At 32.8% G+C, this 15,668-nt stretch carries 15 protein-coding genes; 8 read left to right on the top strand and 7 right to left on the bottom strand.

Going from position 1 to position 15,668, the window contains the following annotated elements:
• Positions 1-243: 243 nt before the first annotated feature.
• Both B0A64_RS22885 and B0A64_RS22880 read right to left on the bottom strand, forming a co-directional pair.
• Positions 244-1,263 carry a proline iminopeptidase-family hydrolase gene (locus B0A64_RS22885; RefSeq protein ID WP_089481786.1) on the bottom strand — a complete coding sequence of 340 codons (1,020 nt, stop codon included), beginning with the start codon at positions 1,261-1,263 and terminating at the stop codon, positions 244-246.
• 69 nt (positions 1,264-1,332) lie between these two features.
• On the bottom strand, positions 1,333-1,839 hold the full coding sequence (locus tag B0A64_RS22880) for a GNAT family N-acetyltransferase (protein ID WP_089481785.1): 507 nt from the start codon (positions 1,837-1,839) through the stop codon (positions 1,333-1,335).
• Positions 1,840-1,977: 138 nt separating this feature from the next.
• Between B0A64_RS22880 and B0A64_RS22875 the strand changes: the two genes are divergently transcribed.
• The 4 genes from B0A64_RS22875 to B0A64_RS22860 all read left to right on the top strand — a co-directional run bounded on the left by B0A64_RS22875 (position 1,978) and on the right by B0A64_RS22860 (position 5,418).
• On the top strand, positions 1,978-2,547 hold the full coding sequence (locus B0A64_RS22875; RefSeq protein WP_089481784.1) for a Crp/Fnr family transcriptional regulator: 570 nt from the start codon (positions 1,978-1,980) through the stop codon (positions 2,545-2,547).
• Between the two features lie 126 nt (positions 2,548-2,673).
• Positions 2,674-3,468: a type 1 glutamine amidotransferase domain-containing protein gene (locus B0A64_RS22870; RefSeq protein WP_208863564.1), complete on the top strand. Its 795-nt coding sequence runs from the start codon at positions 2,674-2,676 to the stop codon at positions 3,466-3,468.
• 117 nt (positions 3,469-3,585) lie between these two features.
• Positions 3,586-3,891: a putative quinol monooxygenase gene (locus tag B0A64_RS22865; RefSeq protein WP_089481783.1), complete on the top strand. Its 306-nt coding sequence runs from the start codon at positions 3,586-3,588 to the stop codon at positions 3,889-3,891.
• 132 nt (positions 3,892-4,023) lie between these two features.
• Positions 4,024-5,418, top strand: coding sequence for an aldehyde dehydrogenase family protein (locus tag B0A64_RS22860; RefSeq protein ID WP_089481782.1), 1,395 nt, complete (start codon positions 4,024-4,026; stop codon positions 5,416-5,418).
• A 63-nt stretch (positions 5,419-5,481) separates the two neighbouring features.
• On the opposite strand, the gene B0A64_RS22855 is transcribed toward B0A64_RS22860, so the two are convergent.
• The 3 genes from B0A64_RS22855 to B0A64_RS25740 all read right to left on the bottom strand — a co-directional run bounded on the left by B0A64_RS22855 (position 5,482) and on the right by B0A64_RS25740 (position 7,857).
• Entirely contained in the window at positions 5,482-6,108 is a 627-nt protein-coding gene (locus tag B0A64_RS22855) for an NAD(P)-dependent oxidoreductase (protein WP_089481781.1), read from the bottom strand.
• A 1-nt stretch (position 6,109) separates the two neighbouring features.
• The gene (locus B0A64_RS22850) at positions 6,110-6,916 is read right to left on the bottom strand and encodes an inositol monophosphatase family protein (protein ID WP_089481780.1); all 807 of its coding nucleotides are present in this window, start codon (positions 6,914-6,916) and stop codon (positions 6,110-6,112) included.
• An 80-nt stretch (positions 6,917-6,996) separates the two neighbouring features.
• Complete coding sequence (locus tag B0A64_RS25740) at positions 6,997-7,857, bottom strand: AraC family transcriptional regulator (RefSeq protein WP_089481779.1); 861 nt, start codon at positions 7,855-7,857, stop codon at positions 6,997-6,999.
• A 539-nt stretch (positions 7,858-8,396) separates the two neighbouring features.
• Here B0A64_RS25740 and B0A64_RS22840 point away from each other — a divergent pair.
• The 4 genes from B0A64_RS22840 to B0A64_RS22820 all read left to right on the top strand — a co-directional run bounded on the left by B0A64_RS22840 (position 8,397) and on the right by B0A64_RS22820 (position 12,700).
• Complete coding sequence (locus B0A64_RS22840; protein WP_089481778.1) at positions 8,397-9,503, top strand: alkene reductase; 1,107 nt, start codon at positions 8,397-8,399, stop codon at positions 9,501-9,503.
• 53 nt (positions 9,504-9,556) lie between these two features.
• Positions 9,557-10,402 (top strand): oxidoreductase, encoded by an 846-nt coding sequence (locus B0A64_RS22835; protein ID WP_089481777.1) that lies wholly within the window; start codon positions 9,557-9,559, stop codon positions 10,400-10,402.
• A 589-nt stretch (positions 10,403-10,991) separates the two neighbouring features.
• Entirely contained in the window at positions 10,992-11,717 is a 726-nt protein-coding gene (locus B0A64_RS22825; RefSeq protein WP_089481787.1) for a DUF6088 family protein, read from the top strand.
• Positions 11,717-12,700: a nucleotidyl transferase AbiEii/AbiGii toxin family protein gene (locus B0A64_RS22820; protein WP_089481775.1), complete on the top strand. Its 984-nt coding sequence runs from the start codon at positions 11,717-11,719 to the stop codon at positions 12,698-12,700. Before B0A64_RS22825 ends, B0A64_RS22820 begins: the two co-directional genes overlap by 1 nt.
• Positions 12,701-13,084: 384 nt before the next feature.
• Here the strand turns inward: B0A64_RS22820 and B0A64_RS22815 are convergent, their stop codons facing one another.
• Together B0A64_RS22815 and B0A64_RS22810 are read right to left on the bottom strand one after the other, a co-directional pair.
• Positions 13,085-14,164, bottom strand: a complete 1,080-nt coding sequence (locus B0A64_RS22815) for a nuclease-related domain-containing protein (protein ID WP_089481774.1) — start codon at positions 14,162-14,164, stop codon at positions 13,085-13,087.
• Between the two features lie 381 nt (positions 14,165-14,545).
• On the bottom strand, positions 14,546-15,487 hold the full coding sequence (locus B0A64_RS22810) for a DUF4365 domain-containing protein (protein WP_089481773.1): 942 nt from the start codon (positions 15,485-15,487) through the stop codon (positions 14,546-14,548).
• Between the last annotated feature and the right edge of the window lie 181 nt (positions 15,488-15,668).

Raw genomic sequence — 15,668 nt, 5'->3', positions numbered from 1 at the left:
TTTGTTTTTAACAGTTTTTTGCTTTACTGCTTGAGCATAAAGAATACAAAAGCTTTTGAAATAATTTTGATCTTTAAAACTGTAAACTTTAAAAATACTGATCTTTAGTGTTTTAAGGTTTGTTGTGAAGTATAAGATTTAATAGGATCATGTTCAAAAGTTGGAATTTGGCTAAAAATTACATCTACTGAATCTCTTTGTTTATGAAAAATTATACTTTCGAGAGATAATTTATATAGAATTTTAGTGTTTTTCTGAATTGACATCATTTATAAATCGTATTACGCCCTCCATAAAAACTTTTTGATCGTCCCACATAGCCAAATGACTTCCGTTTGGACAGTATAAATAACGTCCTTTTTTGACTAATTTACTTTGTTCTTCCATAGCTTTGGGATCCATTGTGTCATATTTTGCACCGATCATTAAAGTAGGAATAATGATTTCATGTAATCGATCTTTAACATCCCATTTAGCTAGACGACCACTAATACCAAATTCGCTTGGACCTTGCATAAGTGTGTAGATTTCATTATTAATATGTTTACTGGCTCTATTTAGTCCATCAGGCCATTCTTTTAAACGACACAGATGCTTTTGATAATAATTAGGAATAAGTAACTCCATGTAGCGTGGATTATTAAAGTCTTTTTTAGCTTCAAGCGCTCGGATTTCGTTAAGAATATCCGGTTTAATTTGTTTAGACAGTACTTGATCTGCGTACTTTCCATATTCTGGTGCACTAGCCATCATATTCGCAACTAGTAAACCTTTCATGTTTTTTTGATATTTTAAAGCGTATTCCATAGCAAGGATTCCACCCCACGAATTTCCTAAAACATAAAAATTTGTACTATCTGCACCGATAGCTTTACGAACTTGTTCTACTTCTTCAACAAAACGTTTTGTGGTCCATAAACTACTATCTTTTGGCTGATCGCTGTAATAAGATCCCAATTGATCGTATTCATAAAATTCGAAGCCTTCTCGTTGAAAAAACGTTTCAAAACATTCCATATATTCATGTGTCATGGCGGGACCTCCGTGTAATAATAAGACTTTTATTTTCGGATTATTACCAAATCGCTTTGTCCAGACCTTAAACTCCCCAGCAGGTGTTTTTATTGGAATCATTTTGACACCTGCAGATTCTACATTGTCATTTTGTTGGTAGGTAAAATAATCTGAAAGTACTGATGACTTGCTATCATTTTTACAGGAAATAGTTAACAAAGTAAGTATAGAAATGTATAAATATCGCATTTGTTTTGTTTTAGGGTTAGTTGTGAGTTTGTTTATAAAGTTGAGATTTAGTTTAACTTTTATTTTTTACTAAGGAAATAAAAAAGAAAATACAAGAAAATTAGATTTATTAAAATGAAAACTGCTTACTTTGTGCATCCCCATTTTTTCATGAGCTTTCAAAGAAGCTATGTTATCACTTTTAACACATAAAATTCCTTCCCGATTAGGTTCTAAAGCCAAAAGTTCTTGAAACATAAGTTGTGCCAGTCCTTTTCTACGTTGATTTTGATTCACACAAATAGGACCATAGATATAGGAATCACTAGCACCTTCGTAAGATGCAGACATGGTATCTACAATTGGAACTTTACTTTTTTTATTGACAATTTTGGAGGTAGTCATCAAAAAACCAACAATTTCATTATTAATAACGGCGACGATCTGAGGCATATCTGTCATCATTTCCTGAATTTGGGCAAATGTTAATTCTCCCGATAAAGTTCCACCCTGAGAAGCTTGATTCTCTGCTTGAAGTTTAATTATTCCGTTTATATCATCAGGATTTGCAATTCTTATGAGAATAGATTCTTCCATAATCTTTTTGTATTTAATGAATTACAAGATAAGAAATCTGTGTTTACAAATGAATAAAGGTTTTTTAAATATATGTTTGTTTGTTGAATATTCTCAAACAACAATAAATCTTCTATCTTTGAAAAGGTAAAACAAACTATGGAAAAGCTTAGAAAACATATTGAAGAAATCATACCTGTTACAGATGAAGAATTTGACTCTATCAAACCCTTTTTTACGATAAGAAAGGTATTAAAGAATCAATATCTAATCCAGCAGGGAGATGATGCTAAGTATGAATATATTATTATGAGTGGTATTTTTAGAGTTTTTTATCTTGATGAAGACGGAAAAGAGCATATTGTGCAATTTGCCACAGAAAATTGGTGGATGTCTGATTATATTTCTTATTTTAATCAAAAGCCGGCAAACATGTATGTAGTCTGCATGGAGGCAGGCGAGGTGTTATGTCTTACACTTGAGGGCAGGGAGAAACTGTCTGTTGTGCTTCATAAAATGGAGCATTTTTTTAGAGTAAAACTCACCAAAGGTTATATTGCTCTTCAGCAAAGGGTTATTTCATTGCTTTCTAATAATCCGCAACAACGCTATAAAGAGTTTGCAGATCTTTATCCTAATCTCATGCAAAAGATTCCTAAGAAATATATAGCAGAATATCTTGGGGTGAGCCGTGAAACGCTAAGCAGGTTGTACTCTAACAACAAATAATAGATATCTATAATTCTCAAAGTGTGATTCTCGTCACACTTTTTTTGTGACTTTGCTCCTCGTATTGAGGAGGAGAGCTGGCATAAATTTGCCCTATAAATAATTAACAACCTAAAATTTATAGAAATGAAAAGAATTATGATTGCAACAATGGCACTTGCCTTTTTTTCTTCTTATGCACAAAATCAAAAAGAAAGCACTTTAGCAAAACAAAAAACAACCCTTAAAAGCGAAACAAAAATGAACAAGAAAATTTTAATTATTGTATCTAATGCCAATGCAATTGGACCAAATAACAGAAGAACAGGGATTTTTCTTCCTGAAGTAGCACACCCTTATGCCGAATTTGAAAAAGCAAATTATCAAATAGACTTTGCTAGTTTAACAGGAGATACGCCTTATTTGGATGCTCTTAATTTGGCCAACGATCCTCAAAACCTTGCTTTTTTGATAGGAAAAGGATGGGAGAGTATGCAAAAAGCCGTTAAATTATCAGATGTTGATGTTCGTAAATATGATGCTATTTTTGTACCAGGTGGTTTAGCGCCAATGGTTGATATGCCGGAAAATGAGCTTCTTAAAAAAGTTATCAAAGAAACTTATGAACGAAATGCTGTTGTAGGAGCAGTGTGTCACGGTCCTGTATCTTTATTGAATGTAAAATTGAGCAATGGTTCTTATCTGGTAAAGGATAAAAATATTACTTCTTTTACAGATGAAGAAGAGAGAGGTTACGCTATAGCCGATGTGCCATTTTTACTTGAAACAGCATTAACAAAACAGGGAGCAAAATTTCATGCTGCGGCAATATGGTCGACACACAGTATTGCAGATGGTAATCTGGTTACAGGTCAAAATCCTGCTTCGGCAAAAGGAGTTGCAGAAAAAATGATTTCTATCTTAGAAACTTCCAAAAAATAATAGTCTTATTATATTGACCTTCTCAAGAATCATGACGAAGGTCAATATATTTTTTAGACAGTGGGACTCTCCCGGAAAATAGAAACTTAATATATTATAATTAAAAAAAAAATCAACATGGAAAATCAAAATCCGGTTCATGTTTTTGCTACATGGACAGTTAAAGAAGGTCAGATTGACAACGTTCTAAATTTACTAAAAAAGGTGCACGATGAAAGTGTCAAAGAGAACGGAAACCTGTTTTATAAAATTCATCAGAGTAATTCAGATTTAAATACAATATTATTATTTGAAGGCTATACGAATGAATCTGCTGTAGGAGCACATCGAGATTCAACACATTTTCAAGAATTAGTTTTAGGAAAAATTGTTCCTTTATTAGAAAAAAGAGAAATTGTTTTGGCAACGCCTCTAAATTATTAATTGTTAATATTGTGTAATAAGAGGTTGTAATCATCGATAATTTAAACTAAATTTAAGGAACAAATCAGGTATAAATGACTTCAAATAGTAGTGGCTTGGTTTTTTAATCTCGCATATTAAAAAGAAAATATTATGGAAAAGACCACAAAAATAGTATTCCCATACGATCAGAGCTCAATAAAAGAGTTACCGTTGATTGATAAAAATGATATTGAAAAAGTTCTTAATACAGCTCAAAAATTATTTGGTGATCCATCTAATTGGATTCCCGCTTTTAAAAGAATCGAAATATTAGAAAAAGCAGCTTCGATTATGAATGATAGAAGCGAAGAATTAATACATATAGCTATAAGCGAAGGAGGAAAACCATATAAGGATTCAAAAGCAGAAATACTAAGAGCGATTAAAGGAGTAAAATTAGCAGCAGAACATGTATCACAAATAAAAGGAGAGCAGATTCCTATGGGACTCACTGAGGCTTCTTTAAACAGGATTGCTTTTACTTCAAAAGAACCTATTGGAGTTGTTGTTGCCGTTAGTGCTTTTAATCATCCGTTAAATTTAGCGGTGCATCAAATCGCAACTGCTGTCGCTGCGGGTTGTCCGGTAATATTCAAACCATCAAGCAATACGCCATTATCCGGTTTGGCACTGGCAGATGTTTTAAAAGAAGCTGGTTTACCTTCGGGATGGCTACAGGTGGTTTTATGTGATAATGAAACGGCAGAACTATTAGTTACAGATGCCAGAGTTCATTTTTTCTCTTTTATAGGTTCAGCCAAAGTAGGATGGTCTTTAAAAAGCAAATTGCCTCCGGGAACCAGATGTGCATTAGAACACGGTGGTGCGGCACCTGTAATTGTAGAAAGCGATGCTGATTTTAGCGAAATGATTCCGGATTTGGTAAAAGGTGGTTTTTATCACGCTGGTCAGGTTTGCGTTTCAGTTCAGAAAATTTATGTGAATCAGGAAATTTGCGACCGTTTTACAGAACAGTTTTCTGAGGCAACCCAAAAATTAATTGTAGGCAATCCGTTTGATAAAATGACAGATGTAGGGTCGCTTATTACACCCAAAGAAGTTAACCGTGTAGAGGAGTGGGTTAATGAAGCGATTCAAGATGGTGCTAAATTAATTACAGGCGGAAAAAGAATTTCTGATACCTGTTTCCAGCCTACAATTTTGCTTAATCCTTCAGAGAGTTCTAAAGTATCAACTAATGAAATTTTTGGTCCTGTGGTGTGTATTTATCCTTTTAAAGATAGAGAAGAAGCAATAAAAAAAGCAAATGCTTTAGAGGTTCACTTTCAGGCCGCAGTTTTTACAAAAAATATAGATATTGCTTTAGGAGTTGCAAAAAAACTAAATGCTACTGCCGTTATGATTAATGACAATACTGCATTTAGAGTCGATTGGATGCCGTTTGGAGGCAGAGACTCTTCAGGTTTAGGAATGGGAGGAATCTCTTATACCATAAATGAAATGACAAGAGAAAAGTTAACCGTTTTTAAAAGTAAATCGCTATAGCTTAAATAATAATGCCCATAAAAAATAGTAACAGCACTAATGTTGTTACTATTTTTTTATCAATTAGTTTGTTAGTGCAACATATTGATAAAGCATTCCGGGGTTTTCGGCTTCATTAATTAAGAACTGAGCAACATCGGTCCTTGATATTTTTCCAACTTTCATGCCTTTTTTAAGTTCAGGTATTGCTTTGTATACTTGAGTAGCATTTCTGTTTGTAAGCATACCAGGTCTTATAATTTCCCATTTTAAGGCACTATTCGTAATCAATTTTTCCATAATCGTTTTATCGATATATTGTTCTTTTAGAAATAACGAAATTACCATTCGCATAAAAAAACTTAGATAATTTTTACTTTCTCCAGCTCCAAAACCTGTAACCACAAGAACTGGTGCCAAAAAGTTTAAGTCGTCAGTAACGCTTAAAAGTGTTTTGGCAATATCAGAAAATAAAGTAGTGGCTTTTTTATTTTTTGTTCCCACGGTTATAAGCACAGCATCAGAATCTTTTATTGCTAGCTTTAAGTCTATTGCTGATGTTGCACTACCATTTATTTTAATCAGTCTGGGATGATTTTGAATCTGATCTGTATGTGTCGATAATGCCGTTACGGTATGTCCTTTTTTGAGGGCTTGCGCTACGGACTGTAATCCAATTCCGGCGCCGGCACCTATAATTGCTATTTTCATATTAGTTCTTTGATTTTATTTGAAGATATTTTTCAGTAACTTCCTTTGGCGCAACCAGCAAACTTTCGCTTCCCCATTGCCAGGGACTTCCATTTGTGGTCAGGATTTGGGCTCCGGCTTCTTTGGCGATAAGCAATCCTGCAATCCAATTATAAGTATCAATATCTTCCTCGATAAACAAATCAATTCTCCCTGCACCAACATAAGCCAATTGCAATCCGTGTGGCCCATAATTTCTAACTATTCCAAAGTTATCAAGTAGTTTGGTTACTGTAGAACCAATTTTCTCATTTAAAGTATTGTTAGATTTATCCTGATGACCATATTCAAAAACAGCCAGCATAACTGCCAAATCTGTTTTGCGACTAGTTTCAAGTGGTTTACCATTCATAAAAGCGCCTTTACCATCTTTTGCCCAAAATATTTCATTGGCCAAGGGATCATAAATTACAGAAAAGTATGGTTTCCCGTCACGAATAAGTGCCAGATTCACTGTCCATCCTGCAATATGTTGAAGATATTGTATAGCGCCATCCATAGCATCACAAAGCCAATACTCTTGATGTTGAGCAGGATTTCTTTGCGAATTAGTATCAAACTCGTCGCCAATATGCCAAGGTATGTTTGGAAACTCCGGGGATAAATCGTCTTTTAAAGACGACAGACACAAAGTATCTATATCTTCTAATTGTTTCAAGAGTTCATCCATACTTTGAGGTATGTTATTTTGCTTGTAGTCTTTTAAAAAGACGTTCCCTACTTTTCGTACTGCATCAAGTATGATTGGGATGTTGATTTCGTTTTGCATGTCAATTGATTATTAATTACAATGCAAAACTAGGCTACAGGATGATTCGTAATGTAGTTTGAATGGTGGGAAGGATAGTTCTAATCACGGAATTTTTTACGAAATTCAAGAGGAGTAAGGCTTGTTACCTTTTTAAAAAGTTTTCCAAAATAAACAGGTTCATCGTAGCCCACTTCATAAGCAATTTCCTTGACGCTATTATCTGTAAAGTACAATAATCTTTTAGCTTCCATAATGCAGGCTTCCTGGATATGAACAGATACGGGACTTCCTGTTAGTGCTTTTACAGTATCGTTTAAGTGAGCAACAGAAATAGAAAGTGCCAAAGCATATTGTGCGGGCTGTTTCCAGGTTTTGAAATGCTCCTTTGTTAGCTTAATAAAAGTTTCCTTAATTATAATACTTCTATTTTCTTTTGTTTTGTCAACGGATGCATTACTAACGATTTCTCCGGCAATTAAGCTTAAAAGGCCATTGAGCAACGAATGCATGCTTTTTTTGCTAAAGGTATTTGTGTTTTCTAACTGTATTTTTTCAATTAGATCAATGAGGATAGTAAGCTGATGGTAAAAATTAGATTCTTGCCGAAGTAAAAAAGGATTATGGATCTTGTTGTCCAGTAGCTGTAGTACTTCTTTACTTGCCAGTGAGGGATCAAAACTTATCATCCAGCCTTTTGGATCTTTTACCTCCAGAATGTGATGTACTTCTTCGGGGAATATGCAAAGTAAAGCAGGGGCAGTAAATTCGACGTTTTCAAAATCAATATTTAATTTAAATTCTCCACTTACAGCCAACATTAATTGACAATGATTATCCCTGTGCGGTTTTGAGATATCGTGTTCTTCAACTTCCCGATCCTCCATATTCGCAATAATAATTCCTGCCTTTGCATAAGGCGAAAGTTCAAATTGCTGAATATTTTGGTTTTGATTTTTCAAGAGTGCAAAAAGATATGTTATAAAAGTAATATGTTATCTGATACCTGCAAAAATAAATATTAAAACTTTAAGCAGTATTTATAAGTAAAATTGAATAACAATATCGAAAGGTTAGAACATTTTGCTTTTAATTCTTTAAACGAAAAACTAAGTTTCTTGCTTTATGAAATCGTTAGCCAATTTTTTTTAAATAAATTGCTATAACTAACTGACGCCAAGATGTTTTTGAATATAAAGACTTTGTCAATGACTCTATTGAAGCTGATCACACTTTCGATATGTCGTGACTTTTATTCGTTTAACAACGAAATACAGCTGAAAAAACAATAACAATAATCAAATAAGTTGTTAGAAATCAATGAGTTAATTCTTGGGCATGATTCTGGACTATCATTTTAGGATTCACTTTACGAAGAAACTTTAATTATTAAAAAAGCATTTCAATAAAAAGTGCTTAATAGTGAGACAATTAATAGTAGTTAATTATTTGCTTTTTAGAATTAGAATCACACATTTTCCTTAATAAAATAACAATTAAGATGAAGTATCAGAAATTATTTCAGCAATACGAGTTAAGCGGATATCATTTAGAAAACCGTTTTTTAATGGCTCCAATGACGCGCTCAAGAGCTTCACAGCCTGACGATATTCCAAATGCTTTAATGGCAGAGTATTATGCTCAGCGAAGTACGGCCGGAATTATAATTACAGAAGCAACCCAAATTTCTTTACAAGGAAAAGGTTATGCAAAAACACCTGGAATTTATAGCCAGCAGCAAATAGAAGGCTGGAAATTAGTAACAAATGCAGTACATAAAAAGGGAAGTAAAATATTTTTGCAGTTATGGCATGTTGGCAGGGTAAGCAGTTCAAAAGTCAACGGATTACAGCCTATAGCTCCTTCTGCATTAACTGCTCAAAATACCAACGTTTACATATTTGATGGTGCTTCAAACGGAGATGCAACTTTTGTTCCGGTAGATGAGCCTAGAGAAATGAGCAAAACCGATATTGATACTGTAATTAAAGAATTTGTACAAGGTGCTATAAATGCTATTGAAGCCGGATTTGATGGTGTAGAAATTCACGGAGCAAACGGTTATTTGATCGATCAGTTTTTACGAAGCAATAGCAATACAAGAACAGATGAATATGGCGGAACAAAAGTAAATAGAATTCGTTTATTGATTGAAATTTCAAAAGCAACCGCCAATGCAATCGGAAAAGAAAAAACAGGAATAAGACTCTCTCCATTCATCAGCTTTAAGGATATGAACGATCCTGAGATTTTGCAAACTATAATGCTTGCTGCAGAAGAATTGAACAAACTCGATGTTGCTTATGTACATCTTTGTGAGGCTGATTGGGATGATGCACCACAAATTCCAATTGATTTTAGAATTAAGCTTAGAGATACATTTAAAAATACCATTATTGCCACAGGTAATAAAACTCCTGAAGAAGCGGAGCAATTACTTCAGGAAAATTTGGTCGATTTAATTGGATTTGGAAGAAATTTTTTAACCAATCCGGACTATCCTGCTAAAGTAAAACAAAATTTGAGCTTAAATAAAATTTCAGACAATCATACTTTATTTGGAGGTGGTACAGCAAGAGGTTATACAGATTATCCTTTTATAAAGTAACATCAATAAACAAGTTTGAAAAGCACCTTGAATAGAAACTTAAAAAAAAGATTATGAAAAATGAAAATAAAACATGGTTTGTTACAGGAACTTCTCAGGGAATTGGCCTTATTTTAGTGAAACAACTATTGGCACAAGGATTTAATGTTGCTGCTACAGCCCGAAATAAAGTATCGCTTAAAAGTGCAGTAGGTATTTCGTCTACTCAGTTTTTGCCTTTAGAGGTCAATTTAATTGACGAAGAAAGTGTAAAAAAAGCAGTAAGTACAACTATAGAACATTTTGGTTCTATAGATTATGTAGTTAACAATGCTGGTTATGGTTTAATTGGAGGAATAGAAGAAAGCTCTGATGCAGAAGTTCGTGCCAATTTTGATGTTAATGTCTTTGGGTTATTAAATGTTACCAGAGCCATTTTACCTTACATGCGAATAGCAAAATTTGGCCACATTATCAATCTATCTTCTGTTTTTGGTCTAATTGCCGGTGCAGGGTGGGGAGTTTACTGCGGTACCAAATTTGCTGTTGAAGGTATTTCTGAAGCCCTTGCGCAAGAAGTGGAACCTTTTGGAATTAATGTGACTTTGATAGAACCGGGCTATGTACGCACGAACTTTTTAAATAGTTCTTCACTAATTGCTTCAAAAAATCCTATTGAAGATTATACAAGTATTCGTGAAGGTGTAAACGCCCATCAAAATGATCTTCCAGGTAAACAGCTGGGTGATCCGGACAAAGTAGCCGATTTAATTATAAAAATATCTCAGAATCCCGACCCGCCGCTTCGTTTACTTACAGGTTCGGATGCTTATGGATTTGCGAATTATAAGATTGATTCGCTGAAAACTGAAATGGAAGCAAATAAAGAACTTACTTTTTCAACAGACTTCGTATCATAATTTCATTGCTTACTAATATTAATGCTTAATTTTTACTGCTCCATAGGTTTTCATGTTGATCCCTAAAAAGGTAACTGTTTTTCAGACAGGGTTCGATACCATTCTAAATGAAAAAGCCTTTAAACATGATTGTTTAAAGGCTTTTTGTTTTTTAAAGTTACTTTTAGGACTTTACATGGCGGAGAAAGAGGCTCCTGAACCTTTATGTTTTTCCCAATTAAAATGGGACTTCGCAATTGTCTTTAAGAACTGGGTTACCAATAGGTCACTCATGAAATTTTAGTGTATAAATACGTAGTAAATTTGGTGAAAATTTTTGAGATAGCCTAGAAAAAAAGCTGAATTTCATCTTGGATAAGGTATTATATAATGAGTTGTTTTTAGATGATAATAGAAGAAAATAAAAAATCTTGCTGTAATTGGTTATTGGGCTATAAAATAAAAATGAGGTAGTAAGATGAATTAAAAGTTATGTTTAGCAGGAGGAATTAAAAGAACAGCTGAAAAAATAGATGCAAGAGCTACTTGTCAAGTATATGATGGAAAAAACTTGACATTTAATATATATTACTTATCTTTGTAGATGATTATGAAGGTAACAGATAAAATAGAACGTAAGATAAAACAAATAGCTCCAGGAGAGGTGTTTGGATATGATACTCTGGGACTTGCTTCTAATGAAGTTTTAGCAGGTGCTAAAGCACTTAGTAGATTAAAAGAAAAAGGAGTTATTAGAAGAGCAAGAAAAGGATATTATTACAAGCCGAAGGTATCTGTATTTGGTGAACAAAAACCAAGAGAAGATGTGTTGCTTGGGTTGTATTTATTTGATAATAATAAGCAAACAGCTTATGTTACAGGGACAAGACTCTATAACAGACTGGGGCTTACTACTCAGGTGCCGAAATCTATTCGTATCGCTTCCCTTGATCGACAAGTAAAAGGCAAAATAGGTAATTTATTTATTAAACCGGCCAAGAGTTATGTAAAGGTAACTTCGGAAAGTATCCGTTATCTGGAAATTTTGGATGTTATGAAAGATTTTAATACGATACCTGATTTACAAAAAAAAGACGGACTTGCTTATTTAAAAAAAGCGATACGTAATTTAAAGAATAGTGAGATGAAAAAGTTAGTTACTTACGGAATTTCTTATCCTCCAAAAGTAAGGGCCTTACTTGGTGCTCTTTTAGAAGATAATACTGATTGCGATAATTTAAAAAAGCTTAAGAAGTCCATAAATCCTGCTAGTCGTTACCAATATGGATTTAGTGCTACATTACTTCCAACTGCTCAATCCTGGAATATATCATAATGAATTTACATTTAGACAAAGACAATTTTGAAGGTGCTATTATAGCGGCGGCGGATTATTTTTCAATTCCGGAGATTTTCATCGAAAAAGATTACTGGGTTACTTATGCATTATCCGAATTATTTCACTCGAAGGCAAAAGAAGGAATTGTATTTAAAGGCGGAACATCGCTTTCGAAATGTTATAAGATTATCGAGAGATTCTCTGAAGATATTGATCTGGTAGTTGTAAAACAGGACAGTGATACAGGAAATGATTTAAAAAGAAAATTAAAAGAGATAACAACTATTGTTGATGAATCTATTTTGAAAGAAGTTTTAGGCGATTCCAATACCAGTAAAGGCGGAAGTTTAAGAAAAATAGTTTATTCATATCCAAAAATTGGAATGTCCGGTGATTACGGGCAGGTTAGAGAACATATTACTGTAGAGGTTTCACATTTGGGTAATTTTAAACCTAATGAGACAAGATCTATCTGCACTCTTATTGCTGATTATATTAAAACTATCCCAAACTCTGAGTTGATTGCTCAATTTGGTCTGGAAGATTTCGAGGTTAAGACTTTGGCTGTAGAGCGGACTTTCTGCGAGAAAATCATCAGTCTTGTTCGTTTTTCTTATACGGAGAATCCGCTGGAAGATTTATCTAAAAAGGTTCGCCATACTTATGATCTGCATCAGCTATTGCAGCTTAAAGAAATACAGGATTTTGCAGCTTCCCAAGAATTTGACAGTATGCTTCTGCAAGTAGGAATGGATGATGATAAGGCTATTCCTAATGATAAAAACTGGCTTTATGAGCATCCAAAAGATGCCCTTATTTTTAGCAAGACTTCTATTGTGTGGAATCAAGTAAAAAAAGTTTACTCAACTTCTTTTAAAGAATTGGTAACGGGTAATCTTCCTGATGAAAATAAAGTTCTTGAAACTTTACTATTTCTTTCTGATCGTATTCAAAAAATGAAATGGTCTATTAAAAAATAAATTTTATTTAGAATTTGACAAGTCAAATTCTAAATCTATTTTGGGTCTGTGGATCAGTTTTTTTTAATTGAAAAATTAGTATGAAAACGCTACTTCTAGCTTGATTTGTTTTATATCCTTGCACGGTAGGCTAATTTACGTAACACTCTAGGCTAACTTAAGTACAACGTTGTAAGCTAATTTACATGGAAAAATTAAAAGCGTAGGAGAAAAGATAGAACCTTTTGCACTTTGCTTTTGAGGAGGAAATCGAAGCACAAAAGCCGATATTATTAAGATTCAATTGAAAAACGGTTATTGAATTTTGCACTTCAGCCCGCCTGATGCAAAACCTTACAGTCAGTAAGATTTCTATTTTTTATTTCGTCTCATTCATTCATTCATTCATTCATTCATCCGTAAAATCATTTCAGTAATTCTCTTTGTCTCAGAATATGAGAAAATTGGTTTAAAATAATTTACATAACCAAGAAGCTCATTGACAGTCAAAATCTTCACATACTGAAACTCCTCTTTTGGTTTTGTATTAATCAAAACAATTAGATTTTTGATTGGTATTTTTTTGTCACCCCAATGATGCTTGTCTAAACGTAAATGATAATTACTCATCTCATTATTTAGTAGATAAAATAATGCAAAGTTCGTCCTCTTAATTTGTTCTACAGGTGAACGTAAGCTTAAATTTTCCAATGATTTTTCACTCCAATTTTTTGTCTCAATAAGAAATATTCCCGATGGCCCTACAAGTATATGGTCAATTTGAACGGACTTTATGTAATCATTTTCATTTCTATTATAGATTGCAGGTGAAAATGAAACTGCAAAATCATTAATCAAAAAATATTCGTCAGATAGGGTTTCTTCTAATGTCTTGACTACTTTTTGTTCTCCTAACGCACCATAAATGAAACTGTTATGTTCATCTATTTTTGTTTTTTTTCTTTCAAGTTCTGATAAAGGATATAGAGCACTTTGTCTTACTGCTTCATTAAAATGTGAAGTTATAAATTGATAGCGATTGTTTTTGATCTCGTAGTCTTCAACAAGTTTGCTTATTGACATTTTTACTATAATTTCAAAATTATTTTCTTTGCGTTTAATTTTTCTTTTATAGTTCCAATATTTTAAACTACGGACTAGTTTCCGAAAAAAGTTTGTTGAAGCATTGCTTGTTGAAATATTCAGTTTTTGTTTCAGCTTATCAATTTCATTTGTCAATATTTGGATCGATTGCTGTCTTTGTGTTTCGATTGCTGTGTCTAAATTTGGCAAATCTATATTGAGGATGTTTTTTTCTTGCCCAATCAGATTTTCGTGATGAGAAATTAATTGCTGTCGTAAAATTGTATATGATTTTTGAAAATCAATAACCTCTTTTAATGACTTAAAGTCATAGATATTGTTTTGCTCTAAATGTAATTTTAAAGTCGTCAGTGAACCAATCTTATTATAAGTCTTGCACATTCTGTCTGCCAGTTGTTAATTGTTGGGTACCATTACTTATTATTTCCTGTTCTTCGTTATTTTTTTTAGGCAAATTTATGATAGAGGTCTTTTTACCATATTAAATTTTCTGCCAGTACCCCCATTAAAGGTGTAGGAATATCATGTTTTTGTAAATTTTCCTGAAACCATTATCAGATAGGTTAAACTCTTTGGCTCAGATCAACATAAGTTTTTCATATAATTCCTGCCTAGTTAAAATTATAACATTCATAGAATTTAATATTTGAATAATTTGTTTGCATAAATTGTTCTTCTTGACTGTTATAAAATTAATGAACAAAATATAATTACTTTATTACAGTCATGTTTCACTTGCATCTTAAGAATATTATATTTCGTCTAAATTTCCAGTTTAAATTGTATTCCATTTTCAAGATAATTGTTCAAAGTTATAAAGGATTGTCCTAGCTCATTTAAATTGATTTCCAGTCTATAAAATTTGATTTCACCACTGGCATCATCCATGCCCCTAAATTTTGATAAGTTTTCTCGATACTCTATAAAATCAGCTTTTGAGGTTATATATACTTTCTCTTCGGAATCCCAAATTCCATAGTTGTTTTGAAAATCTTCATAATCGGAATCATAGTAGTGATCATCGTCAATTTGAAATTCTGCCCAGGGATACAATGTTTTTAAACTTTCTGGTCCATGAAAATGAAAAAAATAACCTTCACTTAAAGTAATATCTTTTCCGTTTTTATTTACCTTTTTCAGAGTGATTTTTGCTTTACCACTTAGTTTGTTAACCCATTCTTCAATTTCAAGAATTAAATATTTTCCACGATTAATTTTTGATATTAAATTTTTGTGGATGGCCAATCTTTGCAGCCTTTGAAAGTATATGGGAAGTCTATTATAACTTTTGATTTCGAATAAAGCTTCTTGATTTAAACGTTGAGATTTTGGAATATCAATTTTCCATCTACTTTTAGTATATTGAATTTTTTCTTCAATAATTTTTTCCCAAAGAGTATGTCCTGTTTCGGGGTTGTGCAAAACAAGAATAATAGGCAGAGAATGTTTTAACCAATACTTAAGATGTACCGGATCACCATCATATGTAATTTCTCCAAAACGATTTTCTTTGAAATAACTTTTTCCGGATTTTATTTGGACTCCTATTAATTGACCAGTTGGTTCATCATTTTCACAGATTTCAACCTCCATATCAATACCGACATCGGTTTGAAGTATATCTCTAGGAATCCATCCGTAGTCAAGAAATATTTTTTCAACGGCATTTACACCAAGCCTTTCAGTATTTTTATATCGTTTCATAGTGTTTTTTTTAAGATAACATGAAACCTTTAATTTTGTCGTGTTTGGGAACTGAAACTGAGTTTTTCTTCCAAACGAAAATACGAATTAAATGATAATTTTATAGACATCAAATATGGTAAGGCATCTTTATATAATTAGTACTTTTATTTATTCGAACTTGTCAGTTAAAAATTTCTAA

This window comes from Flavobacterium araucananum, from assembly GCF_002222055.1.
GTDB classification, from domain to species: Bacteria; Bacteroidota; Bacteroidia; order Flavobacteriales; family Flavobacteriaceae; genus Flavobacterium; species Flavobacterium araucananum.
This window is presented reverse-complemented; position numbering and strand designations above follow the sequence as displayed.

Bases quoted from the DNA above. Each gene is read 5' to 3' on its own strand.
- B0A64_RS22885 (WP_089481786.1), bottom strand. From the start codon at position 1,263: ATGCGATATTTATACATTTCTATACTTACTTTGTTAACTATTTCCTGT.
- B0A64_RS22880 (WP_089481785.1), bottom strand. From the start codon at position 1,839: ATGGAAGAATCTATTCTCATAAGAATTGCAAATCCTGATGATATAAAC.
- B0A64_RS22875 (WP_089481784.1), top strand. From the start codon at position 1,978: ATGGAAAAGCTTAGAAAACATATTGAAGAAATCATACCTGTTACAGAT.
- B0A64_RS22870 (WP_208863564.1), top strand. From the start codon at position 2,674: ATGAAAAGAATTATGATTGCAACAATGGCACTTGCCTTTTTTTCTTCT.
- B0A64_RS22865 (WP_089481783.1), top strand. From the start codon at position 3,586: ATGGAAAATCAAAATCCGGTTCATGTTTTTGCTACATGGACAGTTAAA.
- B0A64_RS22860 (WP_089481782.1), top strand. From the start codon at position 4,024: ATGGAAAAGACCACAAAAATAGTATTCCCATACGATCAGAGCTCAATA.
- B0A64_RS22855 (WP_089481781.1), bottom strand. From the start codon at position 6,108: ATGAAAATAGCAATTATAGGTGCCGGCGCCGGAATTGGATTACAGTCC.
- B0A64_RS22850 (WP_089481780.1), bottom strand. From the start codon at position 6,916: ATGCAAAACGAAATCAACATCCCAATCATACTTGATGCAGTACGAAAA.
- B0A64_RS22840 (WP_089481778.1), top strand. From the start codon at position 8,397: ATGAAGTATCAGAAATTATTTCAGCAATACGAGTTAAGCGGATATCAT.
- B0A64_RS22835 (WP_089481777.1), top strand. From the start codon at position 9,557: ATGAAAAATGAAAATAAAACATGGTTTGTTACAGGAACTTCTCAGGGA.
- B0A64_RS22825 (WP_089481787.1), top strand. From the start codon at position 10,992: ATGAAGGTAACAGATAAAATAGAACGTAAGATAAAACAAATAGCTCCA.
- B0A64_RS22820 (WP_089481775.1), top strand. From the start codon at position 11,717: ATGAATTTACATTTAGACAAAGACAATTTTGAAGGTGCTATTATAGCG.
- B0A64_RS22815 (WP_089481774.1), bottom strand. From the start codon at position 14,164: ATGTGCAAGACTTATAATAAGATTGGTTCACTGACGACTTTAAAATTA.
- B0A64_RS22810 (WP_089481773.1), bottom strand. From the start codon at position 15,487: ATGAAACGATATAAAAATACTGAAAGGCTTGGTGTAAATGCCGTTGAA.